The sequence below is a fragment of the Sphingomonas sp. SDUR79 genome, from assembly GCF_056821745.1.
In genome coordinates, this window is sequence record NZ_JBPDIN010000001.1 from 2,999,487 (window position 1) to 3,017,074 (window position 17,588).

At 66.2% G+C, this 17,588-nt stretch carries 20 protein-coding genes and 1 tRNA gene; 10 read left to right on the forward strand and 11 right to left on the reverse strand.

Going from position 1 to position 17,588, the window contains the following annotated elements:
* From ACRYLO_RS14725 to ACRYLO_RS14750, 6 genes are all read left to right on the forward strand, one after another.
* Entirely contained in the window at window positions 1-1,122 is a 1,122-nt protein-coding gene (locus ACRYLO_RS14725; RefSeq protein WP_482660847.1) for an NAD(P) transhydrogenase subunit alpha, read from the forward strand.
* A gap of 2 nt (window positions 1,123-1,124) precedes the next feature.
* On the forward strand, window positions 1,125-1,520 hold the full coding sequence (locus ACRYLO_RS14730; protein WP_482660848.1) for a hypothetical protein: 396 nt from the start codon (window positions 1,125-1,127) through the stop codon (window positions 1,518-1,520).
* The gene (locus ACRYLO_RS14735) at window positions 1,521-1,799 is read left to right on the forward strand and encodes an NAD(P) transhydrogenase subunit alpha part 2 (protein ID WP_066579070.1); all 279 of its coding nucleotides are present in this window, start codon (window positions 1,521-1,523) and stop codon (window positions 1,797-1,799) included.
* A 4-nt stretch (window positions 1,800-1,803) separates the two neighbouring features.
* On the forward strand, window positions 1,804-3,237 hold the full coding sequence (locus ACRYLO_RS14740; RefSeq protein WP_482660849.1) for an NAD(P)(+) transhydrogenase (Re/Si-specific) subunit beta: 1,434 nt from the start codon (window positions 1,804-1,806) through the stop codon (window positions 3,235-3,237).
* Between the two features lie 85 nt (window positions 3,238-3,322).
* Window positions 3,323-4,219 (forward strand): hypothetical protein, encoded by an 897-nt coding sequence (locus ACRYLO_RS14745; protein ID WP_482660850.1) that lies wholly within the window; start codon window positions 3,323-3,325, stop codon window positions 4,217-4,219.
* 132 nt (window positions 4,220-4,351) lie between these two features.
* On the forward strand, window positions 4,352-5,275 hold the full coding sequence (locus tag ACRYLO_RS14750; protein WP_482660851.1) for a hypothetical protein: 924 nt from the start codon (window positions 4,352-4,354) through the stop codon (window positions 5,273-5,275).
* Window positions 5,276-5,277: 2 nt separating this feature from the next.
* Here ACRYLO_RS14750 and ACRYLO_RS14755 read toward each other — a convergent pair.
* Together ACRYLO_RS14755 and folK are read right to left on the reverse strand one after the other, a co-directional pair.
* Window positions 5,278-5,353, reverse strand: a tRNA-Lys gene (locus tag ACRYLO_RS14755).
* A gap of 45 nt (window positions 5,354-5,398) precedes the next feature.
* Window positions 5,399-5,866, reverse strand: coding sequence for a 2-amino-4-hydroxy-6-hydroxymethyldihydropteridine diphosphokinase (folK, locus tag ACRYLO_RS14760; RefSeq protein WP_482660852.1), 468 nt, complete (start codon window positions 5,864-5,866; stop codon window positions 5,399-5,401).
* Between the two features lie 22 nt (window positions 5,867-5,888).
* On the opposite strand from folK, the gene ACRYLO_RS14765 reads away from it, so the two are divergent.
* The gene (locus ACRYLO_RS14765) at window positions 5,889-6,548 is read left to right on the forward strand and encodes a uracil-DNA glycosylase (protein ID WP_482660853.1); all 660 of its coding nucleotides are present in this window, start codon (window positions 5,889-5,891) and stop codon (window positions 6,546-6,548) included.
* A 361-nt stretch (window positions 6,549-6,909) separates the two neighbouring features.
* On the opposite strand, the gene aguB is transcribed toward ACRYLO_RS14765, so the two are convergent.
* The 8 genes from aguB to glyA form a co-directional block, all read right to left on the reverse strand.
* Complete coding sequence (gene aguB, locus ACRYLO_RS14770) at window positions 6,910-7,764, reverse strand: N-carbamoylputrescine amidase (protein WP_337847949.1); 855 nt, start codon at window positions 7,762-7,764, stop codon at window positions 6,910-6,912.
* A gap of 365 nt (window positions 7,765-8,129) precedes the next feature.
* Window positions 8,130-9,098: an agmatine deiminase family protein gene (locus tag ACRYLO_RS14775; RefSeq protein ID WP_482660854.1), complete on the reverse strand. Its 969-nt coding sequence runs from the start codon at window positions 9,096-9,098 to the stop codon at window positions 8,130-8,132.
* Between the two features lie 4 nt (window positions 9,099-9,102).
* Entirely contained in the window at window positions 9,103-10,761 is a 1,659-nt protein-coding gene (locus ACRYLO_RS14780) for a M28 family metallopeptidase (protein WP_482660855.1), read from the reverse strand.
* Between the two features lie 110 nt (window positions 10,762-10,871).
* Window positions 10,872-11,486, reverse strand: coding sequence for a 30S ribosomal protein S4 (rpsD, locus tag ACRYLO_RS14785; RefSeq protein ID WP_327516997.1), 615 nt, complete (start codon window positions 11,484-11,486; stop codon window positions 10,872-10,874).
* A gap of 170 nt (window positions 11,487-11,656) precedes the next feature.
* Complete coding sequence (locus tag ACRYLO_RS14790) at window positions 11,657-11,926, reverse strand: hypothetical protein (RefSeq protein WP_482660856.1); 270 nt, start codon at window positions 11,924-11,926, stop codon at window positions 11,657-11,659.
* A gap of 68 nt (window positions 11,927-11,994) precedes the next feature.
* Complete coding sequence (locus ACRYLO_RS14795; RefSeq protein ID WP_294015499.1) at window positions 11,995-12,711, reverse strand: RNA methyltransferase; 717 nt, start codon at window positions 12,709-12,711, stop codon at window positions 11,995-11,997.
* Window positions 12,708-13,169, reverse strand: coding sequence for a transcriptional regulator NrdR (gene nrdR, locus ACRYLO_RS14800; protein WP_482660857.1), 462 nt, complete (start codon window positions 13,167-13,169; stop codon window positions 12,708-12,710). Before nrdR ends, ACRYLO_RS14795 begins: the two co-directional genes overlap by 4 nt.
* Before the next feature lie 112 nt (window positions 13,170-13,281).
* The gene (glyA, locus tag ACRYLO_RS14805; protein ID WP_482660858.1) at window positions 13,282-14,595 is read right to left on the reverse strand and encodes a serine hydroxymethyltransferase; all 1,314 of its coding nucleotides are present in this window, start codon (window positions 14,593-14,595) and stop codon (window positions 13,282-13,284) included.
* A gap of 134 nt (window positions 14,596-14,729) precedes the next feature.
* On the opposite strand from glyA, the gene ACRYLO_RS14810 reads away from it, so the two are divergent.
* Window positions 14,730-15,200 (forward strand): DUF3429 domain-containing protein, encoded by a 471-nt coding sequence (locus tag ACRYLO_RS14810; RefSeq protein WP_482660859.1) that lies wholly within the window; start codon window positions 14,730-14,732, stop codon window positions 15,198-15,200.
* Here the strand turns inward: ACRYLO_RS14810 and rpiB are convergent.
* On the reverse strand, window positions 15,197-15,634 hold the full coding sequence (gene rpiB, locus ACRYLO_RS14815) for a ribose 5-phosphate isomerase B (RefSeq protein WP_482660860.1): 438 nt from the start codon (window positions 15,632-15,634) through the stop codon (window positions 15,197-15,199). The two genes, ACRYLO_RS14810 and rpiB, sit on opposite strands and share 4 nt — an antisense overlap.
* Before the next feature lie 103 nt (window positions 15,635-15,737).
* On the opposite strand from rpiB, the gene ACRYLO_RS14820 reads away from it, so the two are divergent.
* Entirely contained in the window at window positions 15,738-16,196 is a 459-nt protein-coding gene (locus ACRYLO_RS14820; protein ID WP_482660861.1) for a hypothetical protein, read from the forward strand.
* A 145-nt stretch (window positions 16,197-16,341) separates the two neighbouring features.
* Window positions 16,342-17,577: a BtaA family protein gene (locus tag ACRYLO_RS14825; RefSeq protein ID WP_482660862.1), complete on the forward strand. Its 1,236-nt coding sequence runs from the start codon at window positions 16,342-16,344 to the stop codon at window positions 17,575-17,577.
* Window positions 17,578-17,588: the final 11 nt, after the last annotated feature.

Genomic DNA, 17,588 nt, shown 5'->3' on the forward strand with positions numbered 1-17,588 from the left:
GTGAAGATCGCCGTCCTCAAGGAGACCGCCGCTGGAGAGCGGCGCGTCTCCGCGACGCCGGAAACCGTCAAGAAGTTCGTCTCGCTGGGTGCCGCTGTCGCGGTCGAACTCGGGGCGGGTGACACCGGTTTCCTATCTGATGCAACCTTCGAAGCCGCCGGCGCGACAATCGGCACGCGGGCGCAAGTGCTGGCCGATGCCGACATCGTGCTGGGCGTGCAGGGTCCCGACCCGACGACGCTGGCCGGGATCAAGCCCGGCGCCTGGCTGGCTGCGGGCCTCAATCCATTCGGCGAGCGTACGCGGGTCGATGCCTATGCCGCGCTCGGGATCGAGGCGCTGGCGATGGAGTTCATGCCGCGCATCACCCGTGCCCAGTCGATGGACATCCTCTCCTCCCAGTCGAACCTGGCGGGGTACAAGGCGGTGCTCGACGCCGCGTCCGAATATGGCCGCGTCTTCCCGATGATGATGACCGCAGCGGGCACCGTGTCCGCCGCCAAGGTGTTCGTCATGGGCGTCGGCGTCGCCGGGCTTCAGGCCATCGCCACCGCCCGCCGCCTCGGCGCGCAGGTATCGGCGACCGACGTGCGCAGCGCGACCAAGGAGCAGATCCAGTCGCTCGGCGCCAAGCCGATCTTCGTCGAGAACGTCGCGGGGATCGAGGGCGAAGGCTCGGGCGGCTATGCCACCGAGATGAGCGACGAATACAAGGCCGCGCAGGCCGAACTGGTGTCGTCGCACATCGCCAAGCAGGACATCGTCATCACCACCGCACTGATCCCGGGCCGCCCCGCGCCCCGGCTGATCAGCGACGCACAGATCGCGTCGATGCGTCCGGGCAGCGTCATCGTCGACCTCGCGGTCGAAGCCGGCGGCAATGTTGAAGGCGCGGTCGCGGGTGAGGTGGTCGAGAAGCACGGGGTCAAGATCGTCGGTCACCGCAACGTATCGTCGCGGCTGGCGAGCGACGCCTCGGCCCTGTTCGCGCGCAACCTGTACAACTTCCTCTCGGCCTTTTGGGACAAGGAAGCGGGGAAGCCGGTGCTGGACGAGGAAATCGGCGATGCGATCCGGCTGACGCAGGGCGGCAAGGTGGTGAATGCGAGGTTGCTCGGGTGAGGGTGGCGGTTCTGGTCGCCGTCCTACTATCGGCGTGCGGATCAGCCACCAGCGACTTTGACCCCAAATCCGGAGCGGAGTTTCGATATCTCGCTCGCGAAGTGATTGATGGCGTCGACCCGATATGTCCCATGTCCGAAAAGCCAGAATTGCTGGAAAAGTACGAGCCGATCCGGCAACGGCTCGAAAAGTTGGAAAGCAAGATATCGGGAACTCGACTGTCCACTGACTTCGCCACTGCAGAAGCTGATCAAGCGTTTCTCCGCTCGATCACGTTGGTCGAATGCGCTGAAGCGGACACGCCGGAAACCGAGCGTTACATAACGAACATAATCAAAACGATGTCAGGCCATTTGGAAAAGATGGAAGCCATCGCCCAAAAGGGGGGAGCCGAATAAATGGACTTCATCTCGATCCTGTCGATCTTCGTGCTGGCGTGTTTCGTCGGCTATTATGTCGTGTGGTCGGTCACGCCGGCGCTGCACACGCCGCTGATGGCGGTCACTAATGCGATTTCATCGGTGATCATCGTCGGCGCGCTGATCGCGTCCGCCGCTGCAGGCAGCCCGACCGCCAAATGGCTGGGGCTGATCGCGGTGGCGCTGGCCAGCGTCAACATCTTCGGCGGGTTCGCCGTGACCGAGCGGATGCTCGCCATGTACAAGAAGAAGGGCTGAGCCGATGCACGAGGCCACACCGCTCAACCCCTGGGTTGCGCTCGCCTATCTGATCGCGGGCGTGTGTTTCATCGTCGCGCTGCGCGGCCTGTCCTCACCCGCGACCAGCCGTCGCGGCAACCGCTTCGGCATGGCCGGCATGCTGATCGCGGTGGTGACGACGCTCGTCACGCACGAGATCGCGTCTTTGCCCGAGATTATCGGCGCCATCGCCATTGGCGGCGGGTTCGGCTGGATCGTCGCGCGCAAGATCAAGATGACCGACATGCCGCAGCTGGTGGCGGGCTTTCACAGCCTCGTCGGCCTTGCCGCGGTGCTGGTCGGCGTCGCCGCCTATCTCAACCCCGAAGCGTTCGGCATCGTCTTTCCCGAAGGATCGCCCAATGCGGGCCTGATCCTGCCGGTCAGCCGGATCGAGCTGGGTCTGGGCGTCGCGATCGGTGCGATCACCTTCTCCGGATCGGTCATCGCCTTCCTCAAGCTCAACGGCAATATGGGCGGCGCGCCGATCATGCTGCCGGGGCGGCACGTCATCAACCTTGGCACGCTCGCCGCGATCCTTGGCCTGATCGCGTTCCTGACGGTCGAGCTACGCGCGCCCGACTGGGTGTTCTGGACCGTGCTGGTCCTGTCCTTCGTCATCGGCTTCCTGCTGATCATCCCGATCGGCGGCGCGGACATGCCGGTGGTGGTGTCGATGCTCAACAGCTATTCGGGCTGGGCAGCGGCGGCGATGGGCTTCACGCTCGGCAACACCGCGATGATCATCACCGGCGCACTGGTCGGCAGCTCGGGCGCGATCCTCAGCTACATCATGTGCAAGGCAATGAACCGCAGCTTCATCAGCGTGATCGCAGGCGGCTTTGGCGGCGACAGCGGCAGTGGCGCTGCGGCGGCCAAGACCGATCGCCCATGGAAGCGCGGCAGCGCCGAGGACGCCGCGTTCCTGATGCAACAGGCCGAACAGGTCATCATCGTCCCCGGCTACGGCATGGCGGTGGCGCAGGCACAGCATGTGCTGCGCGAGATGGGGGACAAGCTCAAGGAGCATGGCGTCCGCGTGAAATACGCGATCCACCCGGTCGCGGGGCGCATGCCCGGCCATATGAACGTGCTGCTCGCCGAGGCGAACGTCCCCTATGACGAGGTGTTCGAGCTGGAGGACATCAACAGCGAGTTCGCCCAGACCGACGTCGCCTTCATCATCGGCGCAAACGACGTGGTGAACCCGGCCGCGAAGACCGACAAGTCCTCGCCCATCTATGGCATGCCGGTGTTCGACGTGAACAAGGCCAAGACGGTGCTGTTCATCAAGCGCAGCATGGGCGGTGTCGGCTATGCCGGCGTCGACAACGACGTGTTCTATCAGGACAACACGATGATGCTGCTCGCTGATGCCAAGAAGATGGTCGAGGAGATCGTCAAGTCGCTCGACTGACCGCGTCCCGGTTCATGCGACCGTAATCGCTTGATATCCGGGCGCGACCGGGACAGCATCAGCCTTGCAATCATGGGGGTGAGCAATGCTGAGCGTCGGGCGGATTTTGGAGGGCGCGTTCGGGCTGGTGCGCGAACGGTATGTGGCGGTCGCGGTGTGGGCCGGCATCTATCTGGCTGCCAATATCGCATTGGCCGTCGCAATACGTCCGCTGCTTGGGCAGTCGATGTCTCCGGCCATGACGCCGAATGTGGCCGACATGTTCGTTGCATCGGGCCCGGTCTTCCTGGTCGCCCTGTTCTTCGCCGCATTCGGATTCGTCATTTATGCCGCCGCAATGCGCGCGATATTGCGCCCTGAAGCGAGCGGCGTCGCGTACCTCCGCCTCGGCATGGACGAGCTGCGCCTGTTCGGGGTGGCGATCCTCTTCACCGTGGGCGGGACGATCCTGTTTCTCATTGTTACGTTCGCGTTCGGCCTCGTCGGCGTGGGCATCGCCGCCAGCGGCGATCCTGGTATCGGCTCTGCGTTGTTGGGATTGCTGTTCATTCTTGCCCTGTTGGCAGTCGTTGTCTTTTTCATCGTCCGTTTTTCGCTCGCCTTTCCGCTGACGCTGTACCGGCAGCAGATCGTGATCGGCGAATCGTGGACGCTGAGTCGTGGTCATTTCTGGTCGCTGTTCGGCGCAGCGCTCGTCATCACGCTCATCCTCATGGTCCTCAACATCGCGGTCTCCGCTTTCACGATGGGCAGCTATATGTCCGACCTGATGAGTGCGGCGGGGAATCCCGAAGCGCTCGCCCGGGCGGCGGAGGCGCAGCAGGAAAGCTATTCACAGCTGGGACCGGCGATGATTCTGGCTTCGCTGGGCGGCGCGGTCGCCGCCGCGTTGGGCGCCGCGCTCACCGGGGGCAGCGTCGCCAGCGCCGCGAAGCTGTTGCTGCATGACGAAATGAACGATGCCGAGGACGTGTTCGGCTAACGCGCTTGCCATAGCGCGTCCATTCTGGAGATAATGTACGGCAGACCGGTTGAATTCGGAGCTGCCTTTTGCTGACGCGCCGCCACTGCCCGCGATTACATCCGCATTACAGCGCAAAGCGGAGGGATTGCGATGAATGACGCCATGCCGGTTGCCGGGATTACTGCCGACGCCGCCCGCGTTGTCATCGTGGCCCCGGCGGCGGCGCAGGAGCGGCATGACGCTGCGGTTACGGCAAGCGGCGCGCGCGTGCTGGGCATGGTTGCGCCGGATGGAGTCGATGCGGCGCTCGACTCGCTGATCGCAGCCGATCTGATCGTGATCGACGGGACCGGCGTCGATCCCGATCGGATCGCGGCGAGCGCGGAGCGGATTGCCGACTGGACCCGCGACGGTGACTGCGGGATCGTCGCATTGCTCGATGCGCAGGCGCTCGACCTCGCCGCTCCGCTGCTGATGGATGCCGGTGCGACGCTGCTCTGCAACCCTTCGGCGGCCGACTATGCTGCGGCGCTGGTCCGGGCGGTGACCCCGCCCGGGGCGCGGCTGCACGATGCGACGCGGGAGCGCGAGGCGGAACGGGTGCGCCTGCTCAATGAAGAGGTTGCGCGGCTCGCCGCCGTGCTGTCCGACTTCGCCGCCGATCCGGTGCGGCGCGAGCTGCGCGAACCCGGGCGTGGCTATCGTTCCGAACCCAGCAGCGAACCCGATCCGGCGCCGCGCACCGTCCGTGCCGTGATCCGCGCTCGCCGGTTGCGCGACCAGCATTTCACGCCCGAACTCTTTGCCGACCCCGCCTGGGACATGCTGCTCGACCTCTATGCCGCACGGCTGGAGCACAGTCGGGTGTCGGTATCGAGCCTGTGCATCGCCGCCTCGGTGCCGCCGACCACCGCACTGCGCTGGATCGGGACGATGCACGATGCCGGGCTGTTCGAACGCGAGGCCGATCCAGGGGACCGGCGTCGCGCGCATATCACCCTGTCGACGCGCGCGGCGGAGGCGATGCGCGGCTATTTCGCCGCGGCCGCGCGGCTGGGGATGATGCCGATTTGAGGTGGTGAGCCCTGATGGATTCGAACCATCGACCTACTGATTAAAAGTCAGTTGCTCTACCGACTGAGCTAAGGGCCCCGATGCTGGGTCAGGCGCTGCACCTAGGCGGCGATCCGCTGCGGGTCAACCGGGCAGGCGGGCCACGAGTTGACGGATCGTGCGCCCGGTGAGCGGATCGCGCCAGTCGGGGACGATGCCGGCCAGCGGGCGCAGCACGAAATCGCGCTGGCGGAACAGCGGGTGCGGGACGGTGAGGCCGGGGCTGCTCCATGCGCCGCCCGACCACAGGATCAGGTCGAGATCGATCACCCGCGCGTCCCAGCGGCGACCACGCCGACGGCCGAAGCTGCGCTCGATCTGCTTGAGGCGGGCGAGCAGCTCCGGGGGGGATTCGGCGCTTTCGATCAGAATCGCGGCATTGGCGAAACGGCGGCGCGAGGGGCCCAGCGGGGCGGTTTCGATTGCCCGCGATTGCGCGACCACACCGTCGATCGCTGCGACCGCCGCCGCCAGTTCTTGGCGCGGCGAGCCATGGCGGCCGCGCCGGTTCGATCCCAGCGCGATGGCATAATGGTGGGTTGAGGCGCTCACCCGCCCCGCCTATCCCGGCTGGATGATCCCGCCAAGTCCGTTGCCCGATACCGAGCCACCCCGCGATTGCCCCCGCTGCCCGCGCCTCGTCGCGCTGCGGCAGGAACTGCGGGCGGAATATCCCGACTGGTGGAATGCGCCGGTGCCGGCGTTCGGCGACCCGGAGGGCTGGCTGGGCATTGTCGGGCTGGCCCCGGGCAAGCATGGCGCGAACCGGACCGGGCGGCCCTTTACGGGCGATTTCGCGGGCGATCTGATGTTCGCGACGCTGGCCAAATTCGGGTTCACCAGCGGGACGTATGAAAGCCGCGCCGATGACGGATTGCAGCTGAACGGCGCGATCATCATCAATTCGGTCAAGTGCCTGCCGCCCGAGAACAAGCCGACGCCGGAGGAGGCGCGGACCTGTCGCCCCTTTGCCGAGGCGCAGGTCGATGCGCTGCCCAATGCGCGGATCTTCATCGCTCTGGGGCAGATCGCGCATCAGAGCGCGGTCAAGATCCTGGGCGGAAAGCTGCCCAAATGCCGCTTTGGGCATCTCGCCGAGCATCGCATGCCCGACGGGCGGGTGCTGATCGATAGCTATCACTGCTCGCGCTACAACCAGAATACCGGGCGGCTGACGGCGGAGATGTTCGAGGCGGTGTTTGCCCGGGCGCTGGAGCTGCGCGGGACTGTTTGAGCGTCCGACGAAGCTGACGTTTTTGATGGGGTTTCGGGGCGAAGCGACCGCGAGGCGACCGGTTTGCGCCTGCGACGCGACACCGACGCGGCAGTGTCGCGACGCCGGGTGGCGGGGTGTCAGGCTGCTCTCGAAGGGCATGAGGGTTGTCCCGATCGGTCGAGGGGACGGTTGAGATATGCCTGATCGGGGTCTGTAGGAAAGCGGATTCGGCCTTCGATCCTCCCCCGCAAGGGGGAGGTGGCGCCGAAGGCGGCGGAGGGGGCGGAAGCACGTCGGCAAGAGGCGATAGGACATCGCCGTCCTCCCCCTCCGTCAGGCTGCGCCTGCCACCTCCCCCTGGCGGGGGAGAATTATCGGGTCAAACGTCCTCGACCATGCGCCGGTAGAGCTCTGGGCGGCGGTCGCGGAAGAAGCCCATGCCGGCGCGGTGCTTGCGCGCGCGGTCGAGGTCGAGGGTCGCGGTGAGCACGCCGGTTTCCTCGGCGCCGAATTCGGCGAGGATGTCGCCCCATTCGTCGCAGATGAAGCTGTGGCCGTAGAAGCGCTGGTCGCCCTCGGTCCCGATACGGTTGCTGGCGATCACGGGGACCACGTTGGACACGGCGTGGCCGATCATCGCGCGGCGCCACATGCGGCTGGTGTCGAGATCGGCGTCATAGGGCTCCGACCCGATCGCGGTGGGGTAGAAGAGCAACTGCGCGCCCATGAGCATCATCGTGCGCGCGGTTTCGGGATACCATTGGTCCCAGCAGATGCCGACGCCGAGCGCCGCGTCGTCCGCGGGGCCGTCCCACACCTTGAACCCGGTATTGCCGGGGCGGAAATAATATTTCTCTTCATAGCCGGGGCCGTCGGGAATGTGGCTCTTGCGATAGACGCCCGCGACCTTTCCGTCGGGGCCGATCATCGCGAGGCTGTTGTAGAAATGCGGGCCGTCAGCCTCGAAGAAGCTGGTGGGGATGTGGATTTGCAGCTCCGCCGCGAGGGCCTGCATCGCGGTGACGGCGGGGTGGCTGGCGAGCGGCTTCGCGGTCGCGAACAGCGCCTCATCCTCGACCCGGCAGAAATATTCGCCTTCGAACAATTCGGGGGGCAGGACGACTTGTGCGCCCTTCCCCGCCGCCTCACGCACGAGGTCGGTGACATTGGCGATGTTCTGCGCCGTGTCGGTGGTGAAGGCGAGCTGGAGCGCGGCGACGGTGATCTGGGTCATGTGTGGGTATTTAGGGGGTAGGCTTCCCTTCGTCACCCCGGACTTGTTCCGGGGTCCACGGGGCGGCGGGCGCATCGGCATGACGGTCAGCGGTGCGCTGGCGGCGGGGTGGACCCCGGCACGGGGGCCGGGGTGACGGGTGTGAGGAGGGCCGCCCTCTACCCTCGTCGTCCCGGGCTTGACCCGGGACGGGGCTGTTCTTTTCTGCCGTTGCCAGAGGAAGCCTTGGCCCGGCTCAAGGCCGGGCTGACGTTGGGGGGTGAGGCAAGCTGGTGGCTCACGGACACGAAGACGAAGACGAAGACGAAGAAGACCCTCCCCAACCCCTCCCGCGAGCAGGAGGGGCTTAAGAAGGGCTCGGACCGCTACTTCGGAATCTGCTGGCTGATGCAGTGGAAGCTGCCGCCCCCGGTCAGGATATGGTCCGCGCGCAAGCCTACGGCTTCGCGGCCCGGGAACAGCGCGCCGATCGTTTCCACCGCCTTGCGGTCATTGGGCTGGCCGTAGACCGGGACCACCACCGCGGCGTTGCCGATGTAGAAGTTCATATAGCTTGCCGGGACGACCTCGCCCCCCTGGATCACGCGGCCGGGTGAGGGGATCGGGACGACTTCGACCCCGAACGCCTCGGCGCGGCGTTTGGCGTCGGCGTAGACCAGCCAGTTGGGGTCGTTTTCCTCCGGCACGGGAATCGCGAGCCGGTTTTCGCCGACGAAGCGGGCGAGGTTGTCGACATGGCCGTCGGTGTGATCGTGGGCGAGGCCGTTGCCGAGCCACAGCACGCGGTCGAAGCCGAGATCCGCGCGCAGCCGCCGCTCCGCCTCACCCGGGGACAGGCCGGGGTTGCGGTTGCGGTTGAGCAGGCATTGTTCGGTGGTGACGACGAGGCCGGTGCCGTCCCAGTCGATCGATCCGCCCTCAAGCACCCAGTCATGGTCGACCGTGTCGATGCGGCGCTTCGCGGCGAGGCGGCGGCCGATATCCTCGTCGCCATCATATTCATATTTCCCGCCCCAGCCGTTGAAACCGAAGGCGTGGCCGATCCCGGCGCTGTCGACGATGACGCCGGTGTCGCGCAGCCAGATGTCGCCGAACGGGGCGACCACCACCTTGGCCGTGTCACCGACGAGCAGCGATGCCGCGCCGGCGGCTTCGTCATCGGCGGCGACCAGCAGCACCTGCTCCCCCGCCCCCCCGGCATGGACCGCGCGGGCGAAGGCGGCGACCTCGGCCCGGGCGGCGCCGAGCGAGTCCCAGAGGTCAGGATGGCTGGGGAAACCGATCCAGACGGCCTTGTGCGGCGCCCATTCGGGGGGAAGGTGCGGGGTCGTCACGGTGTTACTTGGCTCCTGCGCGGGATTTGTCGCGGGCGGCACGGAATTCGTCGCCCTCGACCCAGTTCGGCCATTGGGTGGTCATCGCGAGCATGCGGCCGACGGCGTAATAGACCTGAAGATCCTTCTCCGCGCCCGCCCAGTTCCAGTTGGGGTCGAACTCGTCCTTCGGGCCGTGGTACTTGTTCTTCTCATAGTCGGCAGCGGCAGCACGACCGGCGGCGCGGCCACCCTCGATCAGATCGTCACCGGCGTCGAAATAGAGCATCGGCACGCCATGCTTTGCCAGCATGAAATGGTCGGAGCGGTAGTAGAAGCCCTTTTCCGGGGTCGGTTCGGCATTGGCCATGCGGCTTTGTTTGACGAGCGCGGCCTTGAGATAGGTGTCCAGCTCCGACTTGCCCATGCCGACGACGACGACGTTCTTCGCCGGCGGCGTCAGGTTCATCGCGTCGATGTTCACCCCGCCGACGGTCTTGGCGAGCGGATAGACCGGGTTGTCGCCATAATATTTGGAGCCGAGCAGGCCCGATTCCTCGGCCGTGACGGCGAGGAAGACGAGGCTGCGGTCGGGGGCGCCGGCGTCCTTGTTCGCCTTGGCGATCGCGATCAGCGCGGCGGTGCCGGTGGCGTTGTCGACTGCGCCGTTGCAGATATCGTCGCCATCGGGTGCGGCCTGGCAGCGGCCGAGATGGTCCCAATGCGCGGTGTAGAGGACGTATTCGTCCGGCCGCTTGGCACCGGGGAGGATGCCGATGACATTCTTCGACGCGTGCTTGCGGATCGTGTTGTCGAAGCTGACCGATGCCTTGACCTGACCCAGCGGGACGGCCTTGAAGCCCTTGACCTTGGCGGCGGCGGAGAGCTTGTCGAAATCCTGCCCAGCGCTGGCGAACAGCGCCTTGGCCTTGTCGAGCTGGATCCAGCCATTGGCGGCGGTCTGGTCGGCATGGCCGTTGGCGGCGTCGGCCACCTGCTGCTCGCCGGTCCAGCTCGACTGGACGACGTTCCAGCCATAGGCGGCGGGCTGGGTATCGTGGACGATCAGCGCGGCGGCGGCACCCTGACGTGCGGCCTCCTCATATTTGTAGGTCCAGCGGCCATAATAGGTCATCGCCTGGCCGTTGAACTCGCCCTGAAGCCCCGCAGTCTCCCAGTCGGGATCGTTTACGAGGATGACGACGGTCTTCCCCTTCACGTCCACGCCGGCATAGTCGTTCCAGCCCTTTTCCGGGGCGTTGATGCCGTAGCCGACGAACACGACCGGGCTGTCCTTGACCGCGATGTTCGGGGTCACGCGATAGGTGCCGGCGACGAATTCGGGGCCGTAGTTGAGCGACATCGGCTGGGTGCCGCCGGTGAAGGTCAGCGGCGAGACATTCTGTGCGGTGATCGCGACCAAAGGCACGTCCTGGAACCAGCTGCCATTATTGCCGGGCTGAAGCCCCGCCTTTTGAAACTGGTCGACGAGATAGGCGAGCGTCTTGGCCTCACCCGGCGTGCCGGGGGCGCGGCCCTCGAACGCGTCGGAGGAGAGCGTCTGCGTCGCTTCCTTCATCAGGTCCATCGGCATGGCGGGGAGCGCGACGTCGGGCACCGCAGCGGTGTCGGAAGCGGTCGAGCAGGCGGCAAGGCCCAGCAGGGCGAGCAGCGCAAGGCGCATGGGGCATCTCTCCAAAGATGTGATGCCGCGACTATTGGCAGCGGGTGGGACAAATGAAAAGGGCGGCCCCGCAGGACCGCCCTTTCGCATTTCGACCGGAAGCCGGTGCCTTAGCGCGAATAGAATTCGACGACCAGATTCGGCTCCATCTTCACCGGATAGGGCACTTCGTCGAGTGCCGGCACGCGGGTGAAGGTGATCTTCGATGCGCCGTCGGGCGCGATGTAATCGGGGATGTCGCGCTCGGCCAGGCTCTGCGCTTCCATCACCAGCGCCATCTCGCGCGCCTTGCTGCCCAGCTCGACCGTCTCGCCGACCTTGATGCGGCGCGAGCCGATATTGCACTTCTCGCCATTGACCTTGACGTGGCCGTGGTTGACCAGCTGGCGCGCGGCGAAGATCGTCGGCGCGAACTTGGCGCGATAGACGATCATGTCGAGGCGCATTTCGAGCAGGCCGATCAGGTTCTGACCGGTATCGCCCTTCATCTTCGACGCGTCTTCATAGGCGCGCTTGAACTGCTTTTCGGTCACGTCGCCATAATAGCCCTTGAGCTTCTGCTTGGCGCGCAGCTGGATGCCGAAGTCCGACATCTTGCCCTTGCGGCGCTGGCCGTGCTGACCGGGGCCATATTCGCGCTTGTTGACGGGCGATTTGGGGCGACCCCAAATATTCTCGCCCATCCGGCGATCGAGCTTGTACTTGGCGCTGGAGCGCTTCGACATAGAAAATTCCTAACAATTGCAACGACGTTGACCCGGCCAGACGGCCTGATCGCGATTCCGGTATCGCCTGTGCATGCGCACAGGGCCGCTGCTTCACCGGAGTGCAGGGCCGATTGCGAAGGCGCGCGCCTAGCGGGGCGGGCGCGCTGAGTCAAGGTGACGGCGCGCGTTCAGTCGCGCGCGCCCTCCTCGCCGCTGACGCGCTGGACATTGTCCATGGTCCGCGACGATGCCGCGCCGGCCTCGCGCTTTTCCCACTGATCGGCGGTCAGGCAGATGCGCGGCGCGAGACGCGATCCGACCACCGTATCGTCGCGGCGGCAGATCTTCTTTTCCTTGACCGGCTTGGCGGTCGGCGCCGCCGTTTCCTGCGCCACGGCGGGAACGGCGATCAGCAGGGACGCCGCGGGCAGCGCGGCGAAAGCAAGACGGAACTGCATGACGAATCCTAACCAGTTGACGTCCGAGGATGCCGCGCCAACCCATTCTGAACAAGTGCTATCTTTACTCAGACGCGGTTGCGCTTCTTGCCCTCAAGCGCCGAGAGCACGCCGCGCAGGGTGCGCAATTCCTGGCTGGTCCAACCCGGCTTGGTCAGCAGGTTGCGCAGCGTCAGCTTGGTCGTCGGCACGCGATCGGGGGGGAAATAATAGCCGGTGTCCTCCAGCAGCGTATCGACATGGCCGATCAGCCCCTCCAGCTCCGCTTGTGGCGCGGGGGGATCGAGGTCGGTGCGCGGCGGCTGGGCGAGGCCCTGCTGCTTCGACCATTCATAGGCGACGAGGATTACCGCCTGCGCCAGGTTGAGCGAGCCGAATTCGGGATTGATCGGCACCGTCAGGATCGCGCGGGCGAGTGCGACATCTTCGGTCTCCAGCCCCGAACGCTCCGGGCCGAACAGGATTGCCGAGCGGCCGACCGCGCCATGAATTTCGGCCGCGGCCTCGACCGGGGTCACCACCGGCTTGGTCACGCCGCGCTTGCGCACGGTGGTGGCAAAGACGTGCGGACAATCGGCGACGGCCTCGGCGACGCTCTCGAACACCTGCGCTTTCTCGAGCACGATGTCCGCGCCGCTCGCCGCGGGGCCGGCCGAGGGATTGGGCCAGCCGTCGCGCGGGGTCACCAGCCGCATTTCAGTGAGCCCGAAATTGAGCATCGCGCGCGCGGCCTTGCCGATATTTTCGCCCAATTGCGGGCGGACGAGAACGATGACCGGCTTCACTGCTTGCCGACCTCGCTCACATTGCTGGCGAATTCCTCGAAATCCTTGGCCTCGCGGAAGTCGCGATAGACGCTGGCGAAGCGGATATAGGCGACCGAATCGAGGTGCTTGAGCCCCTCCATCACCATCTCGCCGATCTGCTTGGTCGGCACTTCGGTTTCGCCCAAGGTTTCGAGCTGGCGCTGAATGCCCGAGACGAGCTTTTCGACCTGGGTCGCGTCGATCGGGCGCTTGCGACAGGCAAGGCTGACCGAGCGGATCAGCTTGTCGCGGTCGAACGGCTCGCGCTTGTCCTCCGACTTGAGGACGAACAGCTCGCGCAGCTGGATCCGCTCGAAGGTGGTGAAGCGCGCGGCGCACGCCTCGCACTGGCGACGGCGACGGATCGCCGCCCCATCTTCTGTAGGGCGGCTATCCTTTACTTGTGAAGCTTCATGGCCACAGAAGGGGCAGCGCATTATTCGGCGCCCTCACGGGCGCGCGGCGCCAGCCCGCTCCCCCACCCGGCCACCCATAGAATACCCTTCCGGTGGGTGGCCGGGTGGGGGAGCGGGCTGGTGCCGTTCAACTTTACGCCTCCGGGTAAATCGGGAAGCGTTCGCACAGCGCGCGGACGCGGAGCTTGACCGCGGCTTCCACTTCGGGGTCGCCGGCTTCGCCCTTGGTGCGCAGCCCTTCGAGGACATCGGCGATCATGTTGCCGATCTCCCGGAATTCGGCGACGCCGAAGCCGCGCGTGGTGCCGGCGGGCGAGCCGACGCGGATGCCGCTGGTCTTGGTCGGGGGCAGCGGATCGTTGGGGATGCCGTTCTTGTTGCAGGTGATGCCGGCGCGCTCCAGCGCCTCGTCCGCATCCTTGCCAGTGACGCCGAGCGGGGTGAGGTCGATCAGCGCGAGGTGGGTGTCGGTGCCGCCCGAAACGACCGCCGCGCCGCGTTCCTTGAGCGTTGCCGCCAGCACCTTGGCATTTTCGACCACCGCCGAGATATAGCCCTTGTAATCGGGCTGCAGCGCTTCGCCGAACGCCACCGCCTTGGCCGCGATCACGTGCATCAGCGGGCCGCCCTGCATGCCGGGGAACACCGCCGAGTTGAACTTCTTCGCCAGCGCCTCGTCATTGGTGAGGATCATGCCGCCGCGCGGGCCACGCAGCGTCTTGTGCGTCGTCGTCGTCGCGACATGCGCGTGCGGGAAGGGCGAGGGATGCTGGCCGGCGGCGACGATGCCGCTGAAATGCGCCATGTCGACCATGAACAGCGCGTCGACCTTGTCCGCGATCGCGCGGAAGCGGGCGAAATCGATCACGCGCGGATAGGCCGAGCCGCCCGCGATGATCAGGCGCGGCTTGTGCTCGAGCGCCAGCGCCTCGACCGCGTCATAATCGATCAGATGCGTGACCGGATCGACACCATATTGGATCGCGTTGAACCACTTGCCGCTCATCGCCGCCTTGGCACCATGCGTCAGGTGGCCGCCGGCATCGAGGCTCATGCCCAGGATCGTGTCGCCCGGCTTGACCAGCGCCAGCATCACCGCGCCATTGGCCTGCGCGCCCGAATGCGGCTGGACGTTGGCGAAGCCGCAGCCGAACAGCTGCTTGGCGCGCTCGATTGCCAGCGTCTCGACCGTGTCGGACGGGTGGCAGCCCTGATAATAGCGCTTGCCGGGATAACCCTCGGCGTATTTGTTCGTGAACACGCTGCCCTGCGCTTCGAGCACCGCTTTCGACACGATGTTTTCCGAGGCGATCAGTTCGATCTGATATTGCTCGCGCTCCAGCTCTTCGCGCACGCCGGCGAACACCGCCGGGTCGGCATCGGCGAGATTGCGGGTGAAAAAGCCGTCGGGCTGAACCTGGGCGAGCGTCTGGGGATTGGTGCTCATCGCGCGGATCCTTTATCTGGTGGCCGCCGACGGGCAGGTGCGGGCGACCTGTCGCGCACGCCCTTATGCGCTTGGCCGCGATTAGGCCAGATGCGATTGTTGCATGCCGCCCCAAGAAGCTGTTGAAAGCGGTCATGGCCGATCCCGACTCCCCCGCACTTCCCGCCACCGCCCGCCTGCTGGGACTGAGCGGCCTGTTGCCGCAGCTTGCCGCGCTGGGCGCGGTGCTGGTCGGACCGGAGGCGTGGTTCTTTCCGGCGCTGGCGAGTGGCTATCTCTATGCCGTACTGATCTTCAGCTTTCTGGGCGGCACCTGGTGGGGGCTGGCGGCGCGGAGCGCGCGACCGCCGGTCTGGGCCTATGTACTTGCCGTGCTGCCGTCGCTGATCGCGCTGGCGAGTGCGGTGCCGTGGATGACGGGCGATCCGTGGCCGCAGCCGTCGCTGATGCTGATCGGCACGCTGATCCTGCTGTCGCCGCTGGTCGACCGTGCGCTGACGCGGGCGGGGATGGCGCCCGGGTGGTGGCTGGGCCTGCGCGTGCAGCTGTCGGTGGGGCTGGGCCTGACGACGCTGGTGCTCGGGCTTATTCCTTCGCCCTATTAAATCTCCGGCGCGGTAAGCTTGTCGACGCGGCGCTGGTGGCGGTCGCCGCCGAATTGCGTGGCGAGGAAGGCGGTGATGCACGCCTTGGCCATTTCGATCCCGATCAGCCGCGCGCCCATCGCGATGACATTGGCGTCATTATGTTCGCGCGCGAGGGTGGCGGAGAGCGGCTCGGACACCAGGGCGCAGCGCGCGGCGGGGTTGCGGTTGACCGCGATCGAGATGCCGATCCCGCTGCCGCACAGGGCGATGCCGCGCTCCGCGCTGCCGTCCGCAATCGCGGTGGCGAGCTTGTAGCCATAATCAGGATAGTCGACGCTGGCGCTGCTGTCGGGGCCGAGATCGGCGACGTCGTGACCGGCATCGCGCAGCCACTCGGCCAGCGCCGCCTTGAGATCGATCGCGGCGTGATCGGAGGCGATGGCGATGCGCATGGGGAGTGGTTCCGGCGTTGAGATGAATCGAAGCCGCTCTCTATTGCAGCCGCCACCGAATGGCTACACCATTGGCGGAGCATGACTTGAGTGGAGTATCCGCGTGCGCGTGATGATGGTGGTTGGTGCGGCGGCATTGCTGGCCGGATGCGGCGCGAAACTGGACAATGCACAGGAAGCGGCCTTGGTCCAGAACGCCATCGCCAATGCCGAGGCGGCCGCCGAAAACGTGACGCGTGAGGCGCGCCGCGAGGTGCTGGCAGAACGCGCACCCGAGCGCGATGCATGGGTCGGCAAGTGGATCGGCGTCGAAGGGCTGGTGCTGGAGATCGCCAAGGGTGCCGAACCCGGCCGCTATCGCATCACCAACACGTGGAACCTCGATCAGGCCGAACCCGGTACGTATGACGGGCGGGCGAGCGCGCGCGGCATCGTGTTCCGGCGCGGCGATGCGCGGATCGAGCTGGTCGCGGGTGACGGCGATGCCACTGGGATGAAGTGGCTGGCGGGCAAGAAGGATTGCCTGATCGTCGCCCCGGGCGAGGGCTATTGCCGGGACTGACCGCCTAATCCTCCTCCGCCAGGCGGAGGATATTGGAGGCCGCGACTGATTCATGACGCTTGCGTGACGCCTGGCGTCACGCAGCTGACACGCAACCGCCATATGCGCGCCGCCAGGGAAGCCGATTTCCCCGGGAGCCGATCGCATGGGTTCGAATGCCAGCCAGCCGCGTAACGGGGCTGTCCGCAATGCCGTCCACCGCCACGAGCATCTGAGCAAGGAAGGGCTGCTGGAGCGCGCCTTTACCTTCGCGTTCCGGGGGCTGGTCTATGCGCAGATCTGGGAAGACCCGGAAGTCGATATGGAGGCGCTGGCGATCACGCCCGATTGCCATATCGTCACGATCGCGAGCGGCGGGTGCAACGTCCTGTCGTACCTGACCGCGAACCCGGCGAAGATCACGGCGGTCGATCTGAACACCGCACATATCGCGCTGAATAAGTTGAAGCGCGCGGCGGCGATCCATCTGCCCGATCATGCGGCATTCCACCGGTTTTTTGCGCAGGCGAACCGTCCCGAAAATGTCGCGGCATATAAAGAGTGGCTGCGCCCGCATCTCGATGACGCGACGCGGCGCTATTGGGAGGGCCGCGATCTGGCGGGGCGGCAGCGGATCAAGGGCTTTGCCGGGGGCTTTTACAAGCGCGGCCTGCTCGGCGGGTTCATCGGCGCGGCGCATCTGCTCGCCAAACTCTATCGCATCGACCCGCGCGAGCTGCTCGCGGCGAAGAGTGTGGAGGAGCAGCGCGAAATCTTTGAAACGCGGCTGGCGCCGGTGTTCGACAAGAAATTCGTGCGCTGGCTGATCGACCAGCCGGCGTCGCTGTTTGGCCTCGGCATCCCGCCCGCGCAATATGAGGCGCTGGCGGGCGACGATCCGCGCGGGATCGGCGCGGTGCTGCGCGGGCGGCTGGAAAAGCTGGCGTGCGATTTCGACCTGTCGGACAATTATTTCGCGTGGCAGGCGTTCGGGCGCGGCTATGGCGAGGGTGCCGACGCGCCGCTGCCGCCCTATCTGCGCGCGGCGAATTACGACATGGTCCGCGACCGCGCGAGCCGCGTCGAGGTGCGGCACCAGAATTTCGTCGAGTATCTGGACTCGATGCCCGACGAGTCGCTCGACCGCTATATCCTGCTCGACGCGCAGGACTGGATGACCGATGCGCAGCTGACGCGGCTGTGGACCGCGATCACGCGCACCGCAAAGCCGGGTGCGCGCGTGCTGTTCCGCACCGCCGCCGCGCCGACGCTGTTGCCGGGGCGCGTGCCCGACGCGATCCTGGATCGCTGGGACTATGCCGAAACCGAGTCGCTGGACTTTACCGCGCGCGACCGATCCGCCATTTATGGCGGCGTGCACCTCTACCGCCTCAAGCCGTGACAGCGGATTCC

What these genes read in the sequence shown, in the direction of transcription:
- ACRYLO_RS14735 (WP_066579070.1), top strand. Translation starts at nt 1,521, where the DNA reads ATGGACTTCATCTCGATCCTGTCGATCTTCGTGCTGGCGTGTTTCGTC.
- ACRYLO_RS14740 (WP_482660849.1), top strand. Translation starts at nt 1,804, where the DNA reads ATGCACGAGGCCACACCGCTCAACCCCTGGGTTGCGCTCGCCTATCTG.
- ACRYLO_RS14745 (WP_482660850.1), top strand. Translation starts at nt 3,323, where the DNA reads ATGCTGAGCGTCGGGCGGATTTTGGAGGGCGCGTTCGGGCTGGTGCGC.
- ACRYLO_RS14750 (WP_482660851.1), top strand. Translation starts at nt 4,352, where the DNA reads ATGAATGACGCCATGCCGGTTGCCGGGATTACTGCCGACGCCGCCCGC.
- ACRYLO_RS14765 (WP_482660853.1), top strand. Translation starts at nt 5,889, where the DNA reads ATGATCCCGCCAAGTCCGTTGCCCGATACCGAGCCACCCCGCGATTGC.
- aguB (WP_337847949.1), bottom strand. Translation starts at nt 7,764, where the DNA reads ATGACCCAGATCACCGTCGCCGCGCTCCAGCTCGCCTTCACCACCGAC.
- ACRYLO_RS14780 (WP_482660855.1), bottom strand. Translation starts at nt 10,761, where the DNA reads ATGCGCCTTGCGCTGCTCGCCCTGCTGGGCCTTGCCGCCTGCTCGACC.
- rpsD (WP_327516997.1), bottom strand. Translation starts at nt 11,486, where the DNA reads ATGTCGAAGCGCTCCAGCGCCAAGTACAAGCTCGATCGCCGGATGGGC.
- ACRYLO_RS14790 (WP_482660856.1), bottom strand. Translation starts at nt 11,926, where the DNA reads ATGCAGTTCCGTCTTGCTTTCGCCGCGCTGCCCGCGGCGTCCCTGCTG.
- nrdR (WP_482660857.1), bottom strand. Translation starts at nt 13,169, where the DNA reads ATGCGCTGCCCCTTCTGTGGCCATGAAGCTTCACAAGTAAAGGATAGC.
- glyA (WP_482660858.1), bottom strand. Translation starts at nt 14,595, where the DNA reads ATGAGCACCAATCCCCAGACGCTCGCCCAGGTTCAGCCCGACGGCTTT.
- ACRYLO_RS14810 (WP_482660859.1), top strand. Translation starts at nt 14,730, where the DNA reads ATGGCCGATCCCGACTCCCCCGCACTTCCCGCCACCGCCCGCCTGCTG.
- rpiB (WP_482660860.1), bottom strand. Translation starts at nt 15,634, where the DNA reads ATGCGCATCGCCATCGCCTCCGATCACGCCGCGATCGATCTCAAGGCG.
- ACRYLO_RS14825 (WP_482660862.1), top strand. Translation starts at nt 16,342, where the DNA reads ATGGGTTCGAATGCCAGCCAGCCGCGTAACGGGGCTGTCCGCAATGCC.